Origin of the sequence: Pseudoalteromonas sp. BZB3 (assembly GCF_040104455.1) — a bacterium.
GTDB lineage: Bacteria > Pseudomonadota > Gammaproteobacteria > Enterobacterales > Alteromonadaceae > Pseudoalteromonas.
The window spans coordinates 327,627-347,262 of sequence record NZ_JBECOS010000010.1 but is presented as its reverse complement, the minus strand read 5'-3'; the positions used below and the strand labels follow the sequence as shown (position 1 = coordinate 347,262).

The following is a 19,636-nucleotide window of genomic DNA, read 5'->3' as shown; positions in this document are numbered from 1 at the left end:
CGCACCCCGAAAAAAAACTTCATATTTGAGGATATACTAATGGCTGTAACTGCTGCCCTAGTTAAAGAATTACGCGAGCGTACTGGCGCTGGCATGATGGATTGTAAAAAAGCACTAACTGAAACTAACGGTGATATCGAGCTAGCGATCGAAAACATGCGTAAGAGTGGTGCTGCTAAAGCTGCTAAGAAAGCGGGTAACATCGCTGCAGAAGGTACAATCTTAATCAAGCAAGGCGAAGGTTTTGCTGCACTTCTAGAAGTTAACTGTCAAACTGACTTCGTTGCTAAAGACGAAAACTTCCTAGGTTTCGCTAACACTGTACTTGACGCTGCTGTTGAGTCAAAAGGTGATATCGAAGCACTTAAAGCTCAGTTCGAAGAAACACGTGTTGCTCTAGTTGCTAAAATCGGTGAAAACATCAACGTTCGTCGCGTTGAGTACATCGATGGTGACAAGCTTTCTGCATACCGTCACGGCGACCGTATCGGTGTTGTTGTTACTGGTGATGCTGACGAAGAAACACTTAAGCACGTTGCTATGCACGTTGCTGCTTCTAAGCCTGACTTCGTTAACCCTGAAGACGTTCCAGCTGAAGTTGTTGAAAAAGAAAAAGCAGTTCAAGTTGAAATCGCTATGAACGAAGGTAAGCCTGCAGAAATCGCTGAGAAGATGGTTGTAGGTCGTATGAAGAAGTTCACTGGTGAGATCTCTCTTACTGGTCAAGCGTTCATCATGGAACCTAAGAAATCTGTTGGCGAATTCCTTAAAGAGAAAGGCGCTTCTGTTTCTAACTTCATCCGTTTAGAAGTTGGTGAAGGTATCGAGAAGAAAGAAGAAGATTTCGCAGCAGAAGTTGCAGCGCAAATCGCAGCAGCTAAAGGCGAGTAATTTTACTCATGAAGCAGAGGCAAAAAGCCACATTTAGGCAGCATTTGCTTTTGCTTCAATGCTGAAAATTCTTTAGAATAACCGCGCATTTATGAGTTTCATAAGCGCGGTTATTTTTATCCCCACTTTTACATATGGCCCTGAGATTATGACTACGAATAGAAAACCTGTTTTTAGACGCGTTCTTCTTAAATTAAGCGGTGAAGCTTTAATGGGAGATGAAGGCTTTGGTATCGATCCAAAAGTATTGGATCGTATGGCGCAAGAAATCAAAGAGCTTGTAGAACTCGACGTAGAAGTAGGTTTAGTTATCGGTGGCGGTAACTTCTTACGTGGTGGCTCATTAGCAGAAGCGGGCATGAACCGCGTAGTTGGCGATCACATGGGCATGCTAGCAACTGTAATGAATGGTTTAGCAATGCGTGACGCACTTCACCGTGCATTTGTAAACGCACGTCTTATGTCTGCTATTCCTCTTAATGGTGTATGTGACGCATATAACTGGGCTGAAGCAATTAGCTTATTAAAATCTGGCCGAGTAGTGATCTTTTCTGCTGGTACAGGTAACCCATTCTTCACAACAGATTCTGCAGCGTGTTTGCGCGGCATTGAAATTGAAGCTGACACAGTAATTAAAGCAACAAAAGTTGATGGTGTATTCAGCGACGACCCAGTGAAAAATCCAGAAGCGACACTTCACCGTCATTTGACTTATAATGAAGTGATCGATAGAGAATTAAAGGTGATGGACTTAGCGGCATTTACGCTAGCTCGTGACCATAATATGCCTTTGAGCGTATTTAACATGAATAAACCAGGTGCGCTTAAACGCGTTATCATGGGTGAAGAAGAGGGTACCCTTATTTCTTCACAAGTAGCTGAATAATCTACAAAGACTAGGATTGAATTGTGATTAACGATATCAAAAAAGACGCTGAAGAGCGCATGAAAAAAAGCGTGGCAGCACTTGCTAGCCAGCTATCTAAAATCCGTACTGGTCGTGCACACCCTGCATTATTAGACGGTATTACAGTTTCTTACTATGGTGCAGATACGCCTCTAAACCAAGTAGCAAACGTAGCAACTGAAGACTCTCGTACATTAGCAATCAATGTATTCGATAAGTCTTTAGCGCAAGCAGTTGAAAAAGCGATCATGTCTTCAGATTTAGGTCTAAACCCTATGTCTGCAGGTACTGTGATCCGCGTACCACTTCCTCCATTAACAGAAGAGCGTCGTAAAGATCTTATCAAGATTGTACGTGGTGAAGTTGAAGGTGGTCGTGTTGCTATTCGTAACATTCGTCGTGATGCCAATGGTGACATCAAGTCGCTACTAAAAGACAAAGACATCTCTGAAGATGAAGCACGTCAGGGCGAAGACGAGATCCAAAAATTAACAGACAAGTATGTTAAAGAAATGGATACTCAGTTAAGCGCGAAAGAAGCTGAATTGATGGAAATCTAACCAGCTCAAATTTATTAGTTTTGAAACGCCGTCTAGGGTATACTAGGCGGCGTTTTTTTTTACCTAAATCGGAATTATGGTTTTAAGTACTGAAACAGTTTCAAAGCAGTCTTTGCCTAAACATGTTGCTATTATCATGGACGGGAATGGGCGTTGGGCGCAAAGCCGCAATCGTCCTCGTACATACGGACACAAAAAGGGTGTAGATTCCGTTCGTTCGGCTGTTCAGTTTTGTACAAAACTGGGTATTGAATCGTTGACGCTTTTTGCTTTTAGCAGTGAAAATTGGCGACGACCTGAAGATGAAGTCAGTACCTTAATGGAACTGTTTTTATTCGTCTTATCTAAAGAAGTTAAAAAACTACATAAGAATAATGTAAAACTGACTATTATTGGTGATATCTCACGCTTTCCTGAATCTTTACAAGATAGGGTAAAAGTTGCACATGAATTAACCGCTAATAATACAGGTCTGAAATTAAATGTTGCGGCAAATTACGGTGGCCGTTGGGATATTGTACAAGCCGCTCAATCTATGGCGAAGCAAGTACAAGATGGCCAACTTACTGTGAGAGATATCACAGAAGACGCTTTGTCAGCACAATTAAGTATGGCAGATCAAAGTGAATTAGATTTGTTGATAAGGACTGGCGGAGATTGCCGCATCAGCAACTTTTTACTTTGGCAGGCAGCTTATGCTGAACTCTATTTTACAGATACACTTTGGCCTGATTTTAATGAAGAAGCTTTTTCTGAGGCAATTGCCTGTTTTGTATCTCGAGAGCGACGCTTTGGTTGTACCGGCGAACAAATAAAACAATTACTTGCCGAGTCCAAAACAACAAGTTAAAGGTTATTAATTTGCTTAAATTACGTATTTTAACGTCAGTGGTACTAGCGCCACTGGCAATGCTTTTGGTGTTTTATACACCCCTATCACTGTTTAGTTTCATAGCTGGTGCGATTACCCTGTTAGGTGCTTGGGAATGGTCTTCATTGATGGGCCTGAAAAAAATGGCGCAAAGAGGCACATTCGTGGCTTTAGTCGCCGTTATTCTTGGCGCACTTCACCTGCATTGGCCCATAGAATATCTATGGCAAAACGGGCAATTACTGTCTGATGCTAACTATGTTTTCACGCTTGCATTTGCCTGGTGGCTTGTTGCTACTTTTCTTGTTGTTAAATATCCAAGCATGTCTCGCGCTTGGTCAGAAGGTCTAGTAATGAAAGCGGTGGCTGGATTATTGACACTCGTGCCGCTTTGGCTTGCACTCAATGTCTTGCGTAGTGCTGAATATCAACAGTCTGAGCTATTCGGTTCAACCCTAATTATGGTGGTATTAGGCATTGTTTGGAGTGCTGATATAGGTGCTTATTTTGCAGGTAAAAACCTAGGTAAACATAAGTTAATGCCAAAAGTAAGCCCAAACAAAACTATTGAAGGGTTAGTAGGTGGTTTACTTACTGCGGTTATTTTTGTTGTTATCTTCTGTGCGTGTGCAGACGTCGAACAAGCTATGTGGCCAGTTTATGCCTTATTAACTGTGTTTATCGCACTGTTTTCAGCCGTAGGCGATTTACTAGAAAGTATGTTTAAGCGTGAAGCGGGTTTGAAAGACTCAGGTAGTTGTTTACCAGGTCATGGCGGTATCTTAGACCGTATTGATAGTCTTACAGCAGCAGCACCAATATTCGCTCTTTGTTATGCGTGGACGGTAGCGTTATGAGCATTCAACAGGTAGCAATCCTTGGCTCAACAGGGTCAATTGGTGTTTCTACTTTAGATGTAATAGCCCGCAATGCTGATAAATTTTCGGTATTCGCCTTAGTTGCAGGTCGTAATGTTGAGGTAATGCGTCAGCAGTGCCAGACATTTAAACCAAAATTTGCGGTGATGCAATGTGAGCAAGCGGCAAAACAACTGAAGGATGACTTAGCAGGATCAGAGGTTCAGGTTCTGACAGGCGTTCAAGCGATGCAAGATGTGGTTTCTCACAGTGATGTTGATATTGTGATGTCTGCGATTGTTGGTGCTGCAGGTTTGTTGCCGACAATCAGTGCGGTTGAGCACAGCAAAAAAGTACTTTTAGCGAATAAAGAGTCTTTGGTGATGTCAGGCCAAATCTTTATGGATAAAGTAAAGCAACATGGTGCAACCTTGTTGCCGATTGATAGCGAACATAATGCTATCTATCAAAGCTTACCAAGTACTTTCCAGCAGCACTCAGATCCTAAATTAAATCAGTTCGGTATTCGTAAAATACTTTTAACTGGCTCAGGTGGACCTTTCTTAAATCGTGATATTGATACCTTAGCTGATGTAACCGTTGAAGAAGCCGTTGCTCATCCAAATTGGTCTATGGGTCAGAAAATCTCAGTCGACTCGGCGACCATGATGAATAAAGGTTTAGAGTTTATTGAGGCAAAATGGCTATTCAACTGTAGTGCAGATGATATTGAAGTGGTTATCCACCCGCAAAGTATGATCCACTCTATGGTACAGTATCAAGATGGCTCTGTTATTGCTCAAATGGGTCAACCTGATATGCGTACACCAATTGCATATGGTTTGTCTTATCCTGAGCGAATTGATGCAGGTGTTGCACCTTTAGACTTCTCACAAATTTGTGATTTTACTTTCACAAAACCGGATTATCATCGTTACCCAAATTTAGCATTAGCGATTGAAGCCTGTAAAACGGGGCAAGCTGCTACGACTGCTGTGAATGCAGCAAATGAAATAGCGGTTGCAGCATTCTTAAATAAACAAATTGGTTTTACTGATATTTATAAAGTGAATGCTGATGTGCTTAATCGCATCGCGATTACAAACCTTTCAAGTATTGATGATGTACTTGCTCAAGATAATGAAGCAAGAGTTTTAGCTAAAAACATACTTAAAACCATGGAGTGATTATGTTTGAGTTTTTCTGGCACTTAGGGTCGTTTATTGTTGCATTGGGTATTTTAGTAACTGTGCATGAATATGGACACTTTTGGGTTGCACGAAAAGCGGGCGTAAAAGTTTTAAGGTTTTCAGTAGGCTTTGGAAAGCCTTTGTGTCGTTGGTATGACAAACTTGGCACTGAGTATGTGATTGCCATGATCCCGCTTGGTGGTTATGTGAAGATGCTCGACGAGCGTGTCGAAGCCGTCGACCCTAGCGAAGCGCATCTTTCTTTCAATAGCAAATCAGTCTGGTCTCGCATTGCTATTGTAGTCGCAGGCCCACTAGCCAACTTTATTTTTGCTATTTTCGCGCTGGCACTCATGTATATGATTGGCGTGCAAAATGCCAAACCTGTTGTGGGTGATGTGCAACCGCAAAGCCGAGCTGCATCGGCACAATTACAGTCGGGCGATCATATTTTAGCCATGGGTGGTCAAGATGTACTTTCTTGGCAAGAAGTCACCTTCAGTTTGATGTCTCACTTAGGTGAGCAATCAGTCGATGTCAAAGTGCAAGATGCACAGCAGCAAATTCAGATTCGTACCATCGATTTAACTGGTTGGAAGCTAGATAAAAAAGATCAACCGCCACTTGATGCGATTGGTATCATGCCATACAGACCAGCTTTAACACTCACTATTGGTCATGTTGCAAAAGGCTCAGCAGCAAGCCAAGCGGGTTTACAAGTAGGGGATAAGCTTCTTACTGCAGATGGTCAAGAAATCGAACAATGGCAATCTCTGGTCAGCCTTGTACAAGCTTCACCTAGTAAAGCCATTCAGCTTGAAGTGATGAGAAATGGTTATCGACAAATCTTATCAGTAACCCCTGAAGCGAGAACTGGACCAAATGGCATCCAACAAGGCTTTTTAGGTGTTGTTCCTCAGTTAGAAAGTTGGCCGCCTGGGTACATTGAAACTAGACATTATGGGCCATTGGATAGTATTGTGCTTGGCGTACAAAAGACCTACGCATTGATCACATTGAGTTTTGACATGATTGGTAACTTAATTACCGGCAAAGTGTCAGTCAATAATTTGAGTGGTCCAGTAGGAATTGCAGTAGGCGCGGGCACCAGTGTCAGTTATGGGTTGGTGGCTTTTCTCAGTTTCTTAGCGTTAATAAGTGTCAATCTTGGAGTTTTTAATTTATTGCCGCTGCCAGTTTTAGATGGTGGGCATTTAATGTATTACATAATTGAACTTATTCGCAAAAAACCAGTCTCTGAAAAGACACAAGAGTTAGGTTATAAAATTGGGGCTATGTTGCTTCTAGGCCTAACCTGTTTTGCATTGCTTAATGATGTTTCAAGGTTATAAGCCAAAATGTCATTTAAAGCCACAAAGCGCTATGTACGCTAATAGTTGTAAAGGATAAAGATAATAAAATGCCGATAAAAAAACATCTCGCAGTAACCAGTTTACTTGGCGCAAGCTTTGCGGCAGCTGGGCAAAGCTCCTTTATCGTAGAAGATTTGAAAGTTGAAGGTTTACAGCGTGTTGCACTAGGTGCAGCACTGACCCATATTCCAATTAATGTGGGTGATAACATTGATGAATATACGATTTCTCAAACAGTCAAAGCGCTATACAAATCAGGCCACTTTGAAGACATTTCAGTTTACCGTGATGATGAACTTCTCATCTTCAAAGTAAGAGAAAGACCAACAATTGCCTCTATTGAATTTGATGGCAATAAAGACATCAAAGATGAGCAATTAAACGAAAGTTTAGAGCAGCAGAATATCCGTGCTGGTGAGCCTTTAGATCGAACTGTTTTATCGAACATTGAGAAAGGCTTGATCGACTTTTTCCATAGCATTGGTAAATATAATGCCAAGATCGAAGTGAGCATCACCGAGCTGCCACGTAACCGTGTGCGTTTAAATCTTGAGTTTGAAGAAGGTGACGCAGCCTCAGTTAGGCAAATTAACTTAGTTGGTAATGAACTGTTTTCTGACGAAGAGCTATTAAACCTTGTTGAATCACAACAAGATTTGCCTTGGTGGAAGTTCTTGTCAAATGATCGCTACCAAAAACAGACGATTGAAGGCGATTTAGAAAAAATCAGAAGTTTTTATCTAGATAAAGGCTATCTGCGTTTCAACATTGACTCAACACAAGTGTCAGTGAGCCCTGAACGTGAGTCTGTGTATGTCACTGCAAATATTACAGAAGGCGAAAAGTACACGGTTAAAGGTTTTGACTTTATAGGTGATTTATTAGGCCGTGAAGAACTTCTTAAGAGCATTATCCCGCTTAAATCGGGCGAGCTTTACAATGGTTCAGTGGTAACTGCTTCAGAAGAATACATTAAAAGCTATTTAGCACGATTTGGTTATGCAAATGCTGAAGTTCGTACTATCCCTGAAATTGATGACGAAAATAAAGAAGTGAAACTAACACTGTCAGTAAATCCAGGTAATCGCATTTATGTTCGCCGTATTATGGTGAATGGTAACCAAATAACCGCAGATGAAGTTGTGCGTCGAGAAATGACGCAACTTGAAGGCGCATGGCTATCTAACCAGAGTCTAGAGCGTTCAAAACTGCAGATTCAACGTCTACCTTATATGGAAAACGTTGAGTTTGAAGTAAAACCGATAGCAGGCATTGATGACCAAGTTGACGTTGACTTCACCGTTAAAGAGCAACCTGCAGGTAGCTTCCAAGCGGGGGTTGCATATGGTTCATATGCTGGTCTGCAGTTCAATATAGGTGTCAGTGAATCAAACTTCTTAGGTACTGGTAACCAATTAGCGTTTAACATCAATACGTCGAAAGGTTCTGACCGCTATAGTATTTCATACACTGATCCTTATTTTACACCAGATGGTGTATCGCAAGGTACCAGCATTTTCTATAGTAATTACGATTCATCTGCTTTTAGTCTAGTGCCTTATAAATCTAAGAGTTATGGTATTGGTTCAAGCTTCGGCTTCCCAATTGATGCGGTGAACCGTATTAACTTCGAAGGTCGCTGGATTGAAGAGAGCTTATCTGACATTGCAGACTATGAGCAAACGCGTATTATGCGTTTGGCATTCTTTAATCCTGAAGACCCAGATGCCGCGTATGAATTTACTAAATATGAGTTAGGTCTTGGTTGGTCCCGCATCACGGTTAACCGTGGTATGTTCCCAACAGCGGGTTCTCGTCAGTCATTAACTTTGAATGCGACTACTCCAAATTCAGATCTTAACTTCTTCAAGATTAACTACAATTCTCGTTTCTATTGGCCAATCAGTAATGATCACCGTTGGGTGTTCTCGACCAGAGCAGCATTTGCATATGGTAACGGGTATGGTTCAACGAACGGGTTTGATCAAATATTACCGTTCCAAGAGTATTTCAGGATCACGGAAGAAGAATTACGCGGCTTTGACAGAAATACAATTCTGCCAGAGGCAATCAGAAGAGTAACTAAACCAATCACAGGTTCTGTTTTACCTGATGGTAGTACAACAGGTACAATTGGTTCGGCGTCAGAGTTTGACCAGCTTACTGTATCAGGCCGAATTGGTGGTAATGCCAAAGCAGTGGCAGGGATGGAGCTAATTGTTCCAACCCCATTCTTAGATGAAGATAAAACAAGTTCTGTTAGAACGAGTTTCTTCGTTGATGCTGCTAACGTTTGGGACACCGAGTTTGATATTGACCGCTACTCAGACCTAGCGGAAGATCAGGTTAATAAATTACGTGACTATGCAGACCCAGGTCGCTTCAGAGTATCGACAGGTCTGTCATTGCAATGGATTTCCCCTATGGGACCAATGCTGATTAGTTTTGCTTATCCATTGAAGAAAGAAGACAAAGACGAAACTAAAACTATCAGCTTTAATATAACGAATACATTCTAAGGAGTTTTTTGTGAAAACGATTATAAAAACAACGGCATTAAGCATTCTAGCAGCATTAATGATGGGTACTTCTGCAAGTGCATTAGCACACAAAGTAGGTATTGTAGATATGCAATCTATCTACCAGCAAATCCCGCAAATGGCTAAAATCGAGCAACAGCTTCAAACGGAATTTGCTGAGCGCCGTCAAGAGCTAGAAAAGCTTCAAGGTGATGTGCGTTTTGAAATGGAAAAATTTCAGCGTGAAAGTGCCACAATGAGCGATGAGCAAAAAACAGCGCTTCGCGACAAAATTCAAGGTATGCAAAAGCAACTTGCAGAAAAAGGTCGTCCTTTAGAGCAAGAAATTAAAGCGCGTCAAAACCAAGAATTGGCAAAAGTACAAAAGCTAATCATTGAAACCATTCAAACTGTAGCTAAAAACGGTAAGTTTGATGAAGTTAAAGTAAAAGATACGACAATTTACTTTAACCCTGATAAAGTAACCGACCTTTCTAGCAAGGTTGTTGAAGCAGTTAGCAAAAAGTAATGACAAAACAATATACCCTCGCTCAAATCAGCGAATTTCTAGACGCATCCCTTGACGGGGATGCGTCTCATTGTATTGAGAAGATAGCAACTTTAGCGAATGCTAAAGAAACAGATATCGCTTTTTTGGCAAATAAAAAATACCGTACTCAGCTTGATGAAACTCAAGCGGGTGCAGTGATTATTTCTGAAAAAGAAGCCTCTCTGTTCTCAGGCAATAAGGTAATCGTAAAAGACGCTTATATCGCTTACGCAAAACTCGCGCAAATGATGGATACTACGCCGGCATGTGCCAATGGTATTCACCCTAGTGCCGTTATAGATGAAAATGCGCAGCTCGGTGAAAACGTCAGCGTAGCTGCAAATGCGGTTATTTCAGCGGGTGTTGTGCTTGGTGATAATGTACAAATTGGCGCAGGGTGCTTTGTTGGTGAAAATACTAAAATGGGACAGGGCACAAAGCTTTGGGCTAATGTGAGTGTTTATCATGATGTTGAGATTGGAGAGCATTGTTTATTCCAATCTGGTGCGGTCATTGGCAGCGATGGTTTTGGTTATGCTAATGAAGCTGGTAAATGGGTGAAAATTCCACAGCTAGGCAGAGTGGTTATTGGCGACCGCGTTGAGATTGGTGCAAGCACAACCATCGACCGTGGCGCTTTAGATGACACCATCATCCATGACGATGTCATCTTAGATAACCAAATTCAAATCGCACACAATGTTGAAATTGGTCAAGGTAGTGCAATGGCTGCTTGTTCAGTTATTGCAGGCAGTACAACCGTTGGTAAATATTGCCAAATTGCAGGTCTTGTCGGTATCAACGGCCATATTGACATTTGTGATGGTGTAATGCTGACCGGCATGACCATGGTGACGAAGTCAATCACTGAGCCGGGTGCATATTCTTCAGGTATGCCGCACACCACTAACAAAGAATGGCGTCGTAATATGGCGCATTTTAGAAATTTATCTGATTTTAAAGAGCGTATTAAAGAGTTAGAAACGCGCTCATCTCAAAAAAACAGTTGATGAATAAGGATACTATTTTGGCTAACGAATTAAACAGTTTTGATGTTCAAGAAATCATGCGTTTATTACCACACCGTTACCCTATGCTTTTGGTAGATAAAGTGGTCGATTTTCAGCCGGGTGATTACTTGCATGCGGTAAAAAATGTTACCGTGAATGAGCCAATTTTTACAGGTCACTTTCCTGACCAAAAAATCTTCCCTGGTGTACTTATTTTAGAAGCTATGGCACAAGCAACTGGCTTATTAGGTTTTAAAACAGTGCAAAATACTGGCGACAACGAGCTATACTTGTTTGCAGGCGTTGATAATGCACGTTTTAAACAGCCTGTAGTACCTGGCGATCAAATGCATATTCACGTTAAGTTTGAAAAAGAGCGTCGTAATATTTGGCGTTTTTCAGCAGAAGCAAAAGTAGATGGTAAGGTTGTGTGTAGTGCAGACCTTATGTGTGCAAGAAGAGAGTTTTAATGTTAATTCATCCTACTGCAGTTATTGAACCAGGCGCCCAACTTGGCGAAAACGTTAAAGTAGGGCCTTACAGCTACATTGGTAATGATGTTGTTATCGGAGATAACACGATTATTGAATCTCACGTAGTTGTTAAAGGGCCTTCGAAGATTGGTAAAGGTAATCACTTTTATCAGTTTGCGTCTATTGGAGAAGCCTGCCAAGACAAAAAGTACAAGGATGAACCAACTCAATTAATCATGGGCGATAACAATATTGTTCGAGAGTGTGCGACTATACACCGTGGCACAATTCAAGACAAAGGCGTGACTAAAATAGGTAGTAATAACTTATTTATGGCTTACACGCACATTGCTCATGATGCAGTGATTGGTAATAATGTCATTTTTTCAAATGGCGCAAGTGTAGCAGGTCACGTTCATGTAGGTGATTGGGCTATTCTAGCTGGTAATACGGGTGTACATCAGTTCTGTAAAATTGGTGCGCACGCATTTATTGGTATGTACTCAGGTGTGAGTAAAGACGTTCCACCTTTTGTTACAACGACAGGTATGCCAGCAAAACCTGCAGCAGTGAATACTGAGGGTATGAAGCGCCGTGGGTTTGAAAGCGATGAAATTATGGCGGTTCGTAGAGCGTATAAAGCACTTTATAGAAAGGGCTTAAAGCTAGATGAAGCTGTGGCTTCTCTGGCTGACGATGCGAAACAGTTTGCAGCAGTGCAAAGCATGATTGATTTCTTAGACACGTCTGAGCGCGGCATTATTCGCTAGCCTCGACGGTTTATTTAGAGCATGTACAAACGCCATACAATTTAACGTGTATGGCGTTTTTATTTAAAAAGAATTAGAACATGACGACAAATACACAGCCAATCACGATTGGTGTTGTCGCAGGCGAGTTGTCCGGCGATATTTTGGGTGCAGGCTTAATCAAAGCGTTGAAAGTACATTATCCAAATGCACGTTTTATCGGCATTGCAGGCCCTAAAATGCAGGCTGAGGGCTGTGAGAGCTTATTCGATATGGAAGAGCTCTCAGTGATGGGGTTAGTCGAAGTTTTAGGCCGACTGCCACGTTTACTGAAAATCAGAAAACAGCTAGTTCAGCACTTTATAGATAACCCTCCTGATGTTTATGTGGGTATTGATGCGCCAGACTTTAACCTTCGTGTAGAAAAGCCATTAAAAGCGGCTGGTATTAAAACGGTGCAATACGTGAGCCCTTCAGTGTGGGCTTGGCGTCAAAAACGCATCTTTAATATTGCTGAAGCAACCAGTTTAGTTTTGTCGTTATTGCCATTTGAAAAAGCTTTTTATGACAAACATGAAGTACCATGTACGTTTGTCGGCCACACCTTAGCGGATGACATTCCACTTGAAACCGATACTAATGCGGCGAGAACGAAGTTAAACCTTTCTGCTGAAGATACCATTTTAGCGCTTCTTCCGGGTAGTCGTGGCTCTGAGGTTGGCTTATTAAGTGAGACGTATCTGCAAACAGCTCAAAAACTTCAAGAGCGTATTCCTGAATTAAAAGTTATCGTGCCTTTAGTAAACGATAAACGCAGAGCGCAATTTACTGAGATCAAAGAAAAAGCCGCACCAAATCTAAAAGTTCAGCTGTTAGACGGTCAATCAAGTGAAGCGATGACCGCGGCAAACGCCGTATTACTAGCCTCAGGTACTGCGACACTTGAAGCCATGCTGTATAAAAAGCCTATGGTGGTCGGGTATAAGTTTAAGCCTGTGAGTTATTGGATCTTCAAAACCTTTTTTACTTTTAATATTAAGTATTTCTCCCTTCCAAATTTATTGGCTGATGCGCCCTTAGTACCTGAATTTTTACAAGATGAATGTAATAGCGATGCGCTAGCCGATGCGCTTTTTCCTATGCTAAAAGGCGATAGCCAAGCATTGATTGATAAATTTTACGATATTCACAACAACATTCGACTTGATGCCAGCAAACAAGCGGCTCTAGCAGTTAAGGAGCTTATAAATGCAAATTGAACGACCAAATGTTAAATATATTGCCGGTGTAGACGAAGTTGGCCGTGGTCCACTAGTCGGTGATGTTGTCACCGCTGCGGTTATTTTAGACCCGAGTAAGCCCATTGAAGGTCTTGCTGATTCTAAAAAGCTTTCAGAAAAAAAGCGTAATGCACTCGCTGCAGAAATTAAAGAAAAAGCGCTTTGCTATCACATTGCTCGTGCCAGTGTGGCTGAAATTGACGAGCTGAATATTTTACATGCGACCATGCTTGCTATGAGTCGTGCTGTCGAAGGTCTGACTATTCAGCCCGAATTTGTATTTGTAGACGGCAACCGCTTACCAAAACTAAGCATGGCAGCGCAGAGTGTGGTTAAAGGCGATAGTTTAGTGGAAGAGATCAGTGCAGCATCTATTTTAGCAAAAGTTGCACGTGACCAAGAAATGCTAGAACTTGATGCACAATACCCAGAATATGGCTTTGCAGGTCATAAAGGCTATCCAACGAAAGCGCATTTTGCAGCCCTAGAGCAATACGGTGCAACGCCACATCATCGCACGTCGTTTAAGCCCGTACAGCGAATTTTGCAAAGTAAGGAGCAGTAATGCCAGCACCGCAGTTTGTTCATTTACGCGTTCACAGTGACTTCTCTATGGTTGATGGTTTGGCAAAGACCAAGCCGATCGTTGCGCGAGCACAAGAATTAGCGCTTCCAGCCTTTGCTATTACTGATCAAATGAACTTATGTGGCCTTGTTCGTTTTTATGGCGGGGCACATGGTGCAGGTATTAAGCCTATTGTCGGGGCTGATATTTGGCTTAAAAGTGATGAGTTTCCTGAAGAGCCATGCCGTTTAGTAGTACTTGCCAAAAATAATGATGGCTACAAAAACCTGACTTTACTTATCTCGAGAGCCTATCAGCGTGGTCATGTATTCCATCGTCCTGTGGTTGATAAACAGTGGCTTGCTGAGCACAAAGAAGGCCTAATTTTACTTTCGGGTGGTAAAGATGGCGATGTGGGTAAGGCGCTTCTAAAGCATAACCATCAATTGGCATTAGATGCCGTTGCTTTCTATGAAGAACACTTCAAAGATCATTTCTATCTCGAGCTGATCCGAACAGGTCGAGCTGACGAAGAAGATTATTTACATGAAGCAGTGAAACTGGCTGAGCAACGTGACTTGCCGGTTGTTGCCACCAATGAAGTGGTGTTTTTACATGAACATGACTTTGATGCGCACGAAATTCGTGTGGCTATCCACGATGGTTACACGCTTGAAGACAAACGCCGTCCAAAACGATTCTCAAAAGAGCAATATTTAAAAACCCCTGAGCAAATGATTGAATTGTTCAGTGATATTCCTGAAGCGCTCGAGAACAGTGTCGAAATTGCAAAACGCTGTAATGTGACCGTTCAGCTTGGAACTTACTTCTTACCAGATTATCCGACGGGTGATTTAAAAATCGAAGACTTCTTGGTTAAGGTATCCGAAGACGGTCTTGAAGAGCGTTTGCAGTTCTTATTTCCTGACGAAGGTGAACGCAAAGAAAAACGCGTTGAGTATGATGAACGTCTTAAAATCGAACTCGACGTTATCAACCAAATGGGATTCCCTGGTTACTTCTTGATCGTAATGGAGTTCATCCAGTGGAGTAAAGATAACAATATCCCTGTAGGACCAGGGCGTGGTTCGGGTGCTGGTTCATTAGTCGCTTATGCCCTGAAGATCACAGACCTTGATCCTCTTGAATTCGATTTACTATTCGAGCGATTCCTAAACCCTGAACGTATCTCAATGCCTGACTTCGACGTCGACTTCTGTATGGATAGACGAGACGAGGTAATCGACCACGTAGCCAAGTTATATGGGCGGGACGCGGTATCTCAGATCATCACTTTCGGTACTATGGCCGCAAAAGCAGTAATACGTGACGTAGGTCGTGTACTTGGTCACCCTTATGGTTTCGTTGACCGTATATCAAAGTTAGTACCGCCAGATCCGGGTATGACCCTAGCTAAAGCCTTTGATGTCGAACCACGTCTACCAGAAGCTTATGATGGTGATGAAGAAGTAAAAGAGCTTATCGACATGTGTCGCATCCTTGAAGGCTGTACACGTAACGCCGGTAAGCACGCCGGTGGTGTTGTTATTTCGCCTACGACCATAACTGATTTCGCCGCGTTGTATTGCGATGAAGAAGGTAAGTTCCCGGTTACACAATTCGATAAGAATGATGTTGAAACTGCGGGCTTGGTTAAGTTTGACTTCTTAGGCCTCAGAACACTGACGATCTTGCAGTGGGCGCTAGATATGACCAACGAGCGTTTAGCTCGAGAAGGTAAAGAGCCTGTAGATATTAATGCCATCCCACTTGATGACAAAGCCAGTATTGAGCTATTACTCCGCGCTGAAACCACCGCAGTATTTCAGCTTGAATCACGTGGTATGAAAGATCTAATTCGTCGTCTTAAGCCAGACTGCTTCGAAGATATGATCGCACTAGTAGCCCTGTTCCGGCCGGGTCCACTGCAATCGGGCATGGTAGATAACTTCATCGATCGTAAGCACGGCCGAGAAGACATTTCATACCCTGATGCACAGTATCAGCACGACAGTTTGCAACCTATTCTAGAGCCAACCTACGGGATCATCCTCTATCAGGAGCAGGTAATGCAGATCGCGCAGGTGCTAGCGGGTTATACGCTAGGTGGCGCTGACATGCTTCGTCGTGCGATGGGTAAGAAAAAGCCTGAAGAAATGGCGAAGCAGCGTTCAACCTTCGAAGATGGTGCCGTGAATAACGGGGTCGATGGCGAACTCGCCATGAAGATCTTCGACTTGGTAGAAAAGTTCGCAGGTTACGGTTTCAACAAATCTCACTCAGCAGCCTATGCACTGGTTTCGTATCAAACGCTGTGGATGAAAACCCATTATCCAGCCGAGTTTATGGCTGCGGTAATGTCGGCGGATATGGATAATACCGACAAAATCGTCACCTTGGTTGATGAATGTGAAAACATGAAGCTGGCCTTATTACCGCCTAACGTCAATGAAGGCTTATATAAGTTTACTGTAAACTTAAAAGGCGAAATTGTTTACGGTATCGGTGCGATTAAAGGGGTTGGTGAGGGCCCGGTTGAAGCCATTCTTGAAGCACGTGAGCAGGGTGGTGAGTTTAAAGACTTATTCGATTTTTGCGCCCGTGTTGATTTAAAGCGTTTAAATAAGCGTGTGGTTGAAAAACTTATTTATGCTGGTGCCTTAGATAAGCTGGGACCTGAGCAAAATCAAGCTGGTCGTTCAATCCTAATCGCGAGTCTACCTGCTGCAATGAAAGCTGCTGAGCAGCATCACAAAGCAGAAGCGATTGGTCAAAGTGACTTGTTTGGTTTGCTTGCGACAGAGCCAGATGAAGTTGAGCAAGCGTTTGAGTCTGCTCTTCCTATGCCAGATAAAGAATGGCTAAACGGTGAGAAAGAAACCTTAGGCTTATATTTAACGGGTCACCCAATCAATCAGTATCGTAAAGAGTTAAAGCACTATACGTCGGGTAAACTGGTTGACTTACAGCCGACTAACCGTGATGTTAGCGCAACGGCGGCCGGTTTGGTGATTAATGCAAGAACGCTGATTAATAAACGAAATCAACGTTGGGGTTTAATAACTTTAGATGACAAAAGTGCCCGAATTGATGTACGCTTATTTCCTGAACAGTACGAAACTTATCAAGAATTGCTGCAAATTAACCAAATCTTGGTAATATCTGGACAGGTCAGCTTTGATAACTTCTCTGGTGGCATTACAATGACAGCCAGAGACGTATGTACCATAGCTCAGGCGCGTGAAAAACGCATCAGAGCAATAAAAATGACTCTAAACATGGTGCAAATTGACGCGAACTTCTTCGATAATTTACGAAAAGTCTTAGAACCTTATAAGTTCGGTACTTGCGAAGTTAAGGTTCAATATCAGCGTCCTGATGCGTTAGCAGAACTAACGTTAGGTACAGAATGGTGTGTGACGCCAACAGATGATCTAATAACGCGATTATCTCAGTTGGCGGCACAAGATATAGAATTAGAATTTAATTAATTAGGTTGTAGAGCATGAGCCTCAATTATCTTGATTTTGAGCTTCCAATTGCTGAATTAGAAGCGAAAATTAAAGAATTACAAAATGTTAGCCGTTCAGGCAGTTTAGACCTGAGCTTAGAAGAAGAAATTTCTCGTTTAAAAGAAAAGAACGTTGAGCTAACTGAAAAAGTATTCTCTGAATTAGGTGCATGGCAGGTTTCTCAACTTGCACGTCACCCGTTACGTCCATATGCACGTGATTACATCGAGCGCATTTTTACTGAGTTTGACGAATTTGCGGGTGACCGTACTTTCGCAAATGACCCTGCCATTTTAGGTGGTGTAGCACGTTTAGATGGTAAGCCTGTTATGGTTATCGGTCAGCAAAAAGGTCGTGATACAGCAGAAAAAATTAAACGTAACTTTGGTATGCCAAAGCCAGAAGGTTACCGTAAAGCCCTTCGTTTAATGGAAATGGCTGAGCGTTTTAAAATGCCAATCATTACATTCATTGACACGCCGGGGGCATACCCAGGTGTTGGCGCTGAAGAGCGTGGTCAAAGTGAAGCAATCGCACGTAACTTAAAAGTAATGGCTGCGTTAAAAGTACCAACAATTTGTACGGTTATCGGTGAAGGTGGTTCAGGTGGTGCACTTGCCATTGGTGTTGGTGACCGTGTAAACATGCTTCAGTACAGCACGTACTCTGTTATCTCTCCTGAAGGTTGTGCGTCAATCCTTTGGAAGAGTGCTGAAAAAGCGCCACTTGCTGCAGAAGCCATGGGTGTATCGGCAACGCGAGTAAAAGAGTTAGACCTAATCAACAACATCATCGACGAGCCACTAGGTGGCGCGCATCGTAACTACGATGAGATGGCGAAAAACTTAAAAGCTCAACTTAACCGTGACCTTGCTGAGTTAACAGCATTAAGCACAGAAGATATGCTTGAGCAGCGTTACAAGCGACTAATGTCGTTTGGTTACTGCTAAACTTAAGCTTTTGAAAAAAGCCGCATTATGCGGCTTTTTTGCGTTTTAGAGTTATGATACAAACCATTTTATTTAAACAGTTTAAAACAGTATTAGAGCCCAAATTACATTTAGGCTCAGGCCTAACGGTGGCACTTTCGGGTGGTGTCGACTCAGTCGTGTTATTGCATTTGTGTAAGACCTACCTTGAGAGTCAAGATTCAAATCAGTCTATTCCAGTCGAAGCTATTTACGTTAATCATGGCATATCTGAAAATGCACAGGACTGGCAGCAATTTTGTGAGCAGCTTTGTCTATCTCTGGATATTCCTTTTAAAACCAAGCGCGTTAATGTTCAGCCAAAAGCGAGACAATCTCTTGAAGCGCTTGCTCGAGATGCACGCTATCAGGCGCTTGATGAGCTAGCAGAGCAGGGCAACCTAATTTTATTAGGCCAGCATGCGGACGATCAGTTAGAAACGTTTTTACTGCGACTAAAGCGCGGCTCTGGTCTTACAGGGCTCAGTGCAATGCATGATACAGTTCGTTTATCATCGGGTAGGCAGTGTATTAGGCCTCTTTTGAACATCCCACGAGAAGACATTGAAGCATTTGCTCGCACTTTTTCTTTAGCGCATATCGAAGATGAGTCCAATCAAGATGATAAGTTCGACCGCAATTTTTTACGCAACCAAATTATTCCGCTGCTGAAAAAACGCTTTAATGGTTTCTTAAAAAGTACGCTGCGCAGTATTGATCTGTTACAGCAACAGCAAGCCTTAATTGATGAAATAAGCCAAGCTGATTTATTGTTCTGTGAAGATAAAAACGATGTGCCTACTACACTTAAGCTCAATGAGTTAAAGCAGTTTAGCGAACTTAGACAGAGCAATGTGGTGAGAGCATGGTTAAGCGATTTAGGGGTAGTTATGCCTTCAAAAGCGCAAATGTCACAGATTTTAACGCAAAGCCTAGAAAGTCGTGAAGATGCACAAATGCAGGTGCAGTTATCGAAAGGGGCGATTAGACGTTACAGAGACAAGTTGTATTTTGATACGCAGGACGCCACTCCAAATCACGTCGAGAACATAGAAAGCACAACGCTAGTTTTAAATGATAAAACGACGTTAAAACGCGAGTCTGCCGGATTACTAAGACTGCCTTTTGAGCATGAGCGCGTTTCTATCCGTTTTGGGCTGTTAAAGTCACAAATAAAACCATATAAGAAAGTACGCAGTAATACGTTAAAATATTGGTTTAAAGAATTAAAAGTCCCCACTTGGCAGCGAGATAATATCCCCTTAGTGTTTTACGACGACAACCTTGTACAGGTCGTAGGTCATTTTGTATCTGCTGATTATATCAGTGAGGAAAGAGGTATTTCTTGGGAGTTAACCTAA

General features: G+C 42.3%; 17 protein-coding genes. All 17 read left to right on the top strand.

The window, feature by feature from the left end:
• The first annotated feature begins 39 nt into the window (after positions 1-39).
• The gene (gene tsf / locus ABMY35_RS11910) at positions 40-891 is read left to right on the top strand and encodes a translation elongation factor Ts (protein WP_058030521.1); all 852 of its coding nucleotides are present in this window, start codon (positions 40-42) and stop codon (positions 889-891) included.
• Between the two features lie 148 nt (positions 892-1,039).
• Complete coding sequence (pyrH, locus tag ABMY35_RS11905; RefSeq protein WP_138481234.1) at positions 1,040-1,777, top strand: UMP kinase; 738 nt, start codon at positions 1,040-1,042, stop codon at positions 1,775-1,777.
• A 23-nt stretch (positions 1,778-1,800) separates the two neighbouring features.
• Positions 1,801-2,358, top strand: coding sequence for a ribosome recycling factor (frr, locus tag ABMY35_RS11900; RefSeq protein ID WP_349286405.1), 558 nt, complete (start codon positions 1,801-1,803; stop codon positions 2,356-2,358).
• Between the two features lie 76 nt (positions 2,359-2,434).
• Entirely contained in the window at positions 2,435-3,208 is a 774-nt protein-coding gene (locus ABMY35_RS11895) for an isoprenyl transferase (protein WP_349286404.1), read from the top strand.
• A gap of 11 nt (positions 3,209-3,219) precedes the next feature.
• Positions 3,220-4,086, top strand: coding sequence for a phosphatidate cytidylyltransferase (locus tag ABMY35_RS11890; RefSeq protein WP_349286403.1), 867 nt, complete (start codon positions 3,220-3,222; stop codon positions 4,084-4,086).
• Positions 4,083-5,273 carry a 1-deoxy-D-xylulose-5-phosphate reductoisomerase gene (gene ispC / locus ABMY35_RS11885; protein ID WP_349286402.1) on the top strand — a complete coding sequence of 397 codons (1,191 nt, stop codon included), beginning with the start codon at positions 4,083-4,085 and terminating at the stop codon, positions 5,271-5,273. The genes ABMY35_RS11890 and ispC overlap by 4 nt, the downstream gene beginning before the upstream one ends.
• A 2-nt stretch (positions 5,274-5,275) precedes the next feature.
• Positions 5,276-6,628 carry a sigma E protease regulator RseP gene (gene rseP / locus ABMY35_RS11880; protein WP_349286401.1) on the top strand — a complete coding sequence of 451 codons (1,353 nt, stop codon included), beginning with the start codon at positions 5,276-5,278 and terminating at the stop codon, positions 6,626-6,628.
• 68 nt (positions 6,629-6,696) lie between these two features.
• Positions 6,697-9,168, top strand: a complete 2,472-nt coding sequence (bamA, locus tag ABMY35_RS11875) for an outer membrane protein assembly factor BamA (RefSeq protein ID WP_349286400.1) — start codon at positions 6,697-6,699, stop codon at positions 9,166-9,168.
• A gap of 10 nt (positions 9,169-9,178) precedes the next feature.
• Positions 9,179-9,697 carry an OmpH family outer membrane protein gene (locus ABMY35_RS11870; RefSeq protein WP_349286399.1) on the top strand — a complete coding sequence of 173 codons (519 nt, stop codon included), beginning with the start codon at positions 9,179-9,181 and terminating at the stop codon, positions 9,695-9,697.
• A complete protein-coding gene (gene lpxD / locus ABMY35_RS11865) occupies positions 9,697-10,728 on the top strand; it encodes a UDP-3-O-(3-hydroxymyristoyl)glucosamine N-acyltransferase (RefSeq protein WP_349286398.1) in 1,032 nt (343 codons plus the stop codon). Before ABMY35_RS11870 ends, lpxD begins: the two co-directional genes overlap by 1 nt.
• Positions 10,729-10,745: 17 nt before the next feature.
• Positions 10,746-11,198: a 3-hydroxyacyl-ACP dehydratase FabZ gene (fabZ, locus tag ABMY35_RS11860; RefSeq protein WP_138481217.1), complete on the top strand. Its 453-nt coding sequence runs from the start codon at positions 10,746-10,748 to the stop codon at positions 11,196-11,198.
• Positions 11,198-11,971, top strand: coding sequence for an acyl-ACP--UDP-N-acetylglucosamine O-acyltransferase (gene lpxA / locus ABMY35_RS11855; RefSeq protein WP_349286397.1), 774 nt, complete (start codon positions 11,198-11,200; stop codon positions 11,969-11,971). Before fabZ ends, lpxA begins: the two co-directional genes overlap by 1 nt.
• A gap of 80 nt (positions 11,972-12,051) precedes the next feature.
• On the top strand, positions 12,052-13,209 hold the full coding sequence (gene lpxB, locus ABMY35_RS11850; RefSeq protein WP_349286396.1) for a lipid-A-disaccharide synthase: 1,158 nt from the start codon (positions 12,052-12,054) through the stop codon (positions 13,207-13,209).
• Positions 13,199-13,795, top strand: a complete 597-nt coding sequence (rnhB, locus tag ABMY35_RS11845) for a ribonuclease HII (RefSeq protein ID WP_349286395.1) — start codon at positions 13,199-13,201, stop codon at positions 13,793-13,795. The genes lpxB and rnhB overlap by 11 nt, the downstream gene beginning before the upstream one ends.
• Positions 13,795-17,286 (top strand): DNA polymerase III subunit alpha, encoded by a 3,492-nt coding sequence (gene dnaE, locus ABMY35_RS11840; RefSeq protein WP_349286394.1) that lies wholly within the window; start codon positions 13,795-13,797, stop codon positions 17,284-17,286. Before rnhB ends, dnaE begins: the two co-directional genes overlap by 1 nt.
• Positions 17,287-17,300: 14 nt before the next feature.
• The gene (gene accA, locus ABMY35_RS11835) at positions 17,301-18,257 is read left to right on the top strand and encodes an acetyl-CoA carboxylase carboxyl transferase subunit alpha (RefSeq protein ID WP_130257115.1); all 957 of its coding nucleotides are present in this window, start codon (positions 17,301-17,303) and stop codon (positions 18,255-18,257) included.
• Positions 18,258-18,310: 53 nt separating this feature from the next.
• Positions 18,311-19,636 (top strand): tRNA lysidine(34) synthetase TilS, encoded by a 1,326-nt coding sequence (tilS, locus tag ABMY35_RS11830; RefSeq protein WP_349286393.1) that lies wholly within the window; start codon positions 18,311-18,313, stop codon positions 19,634-19,636.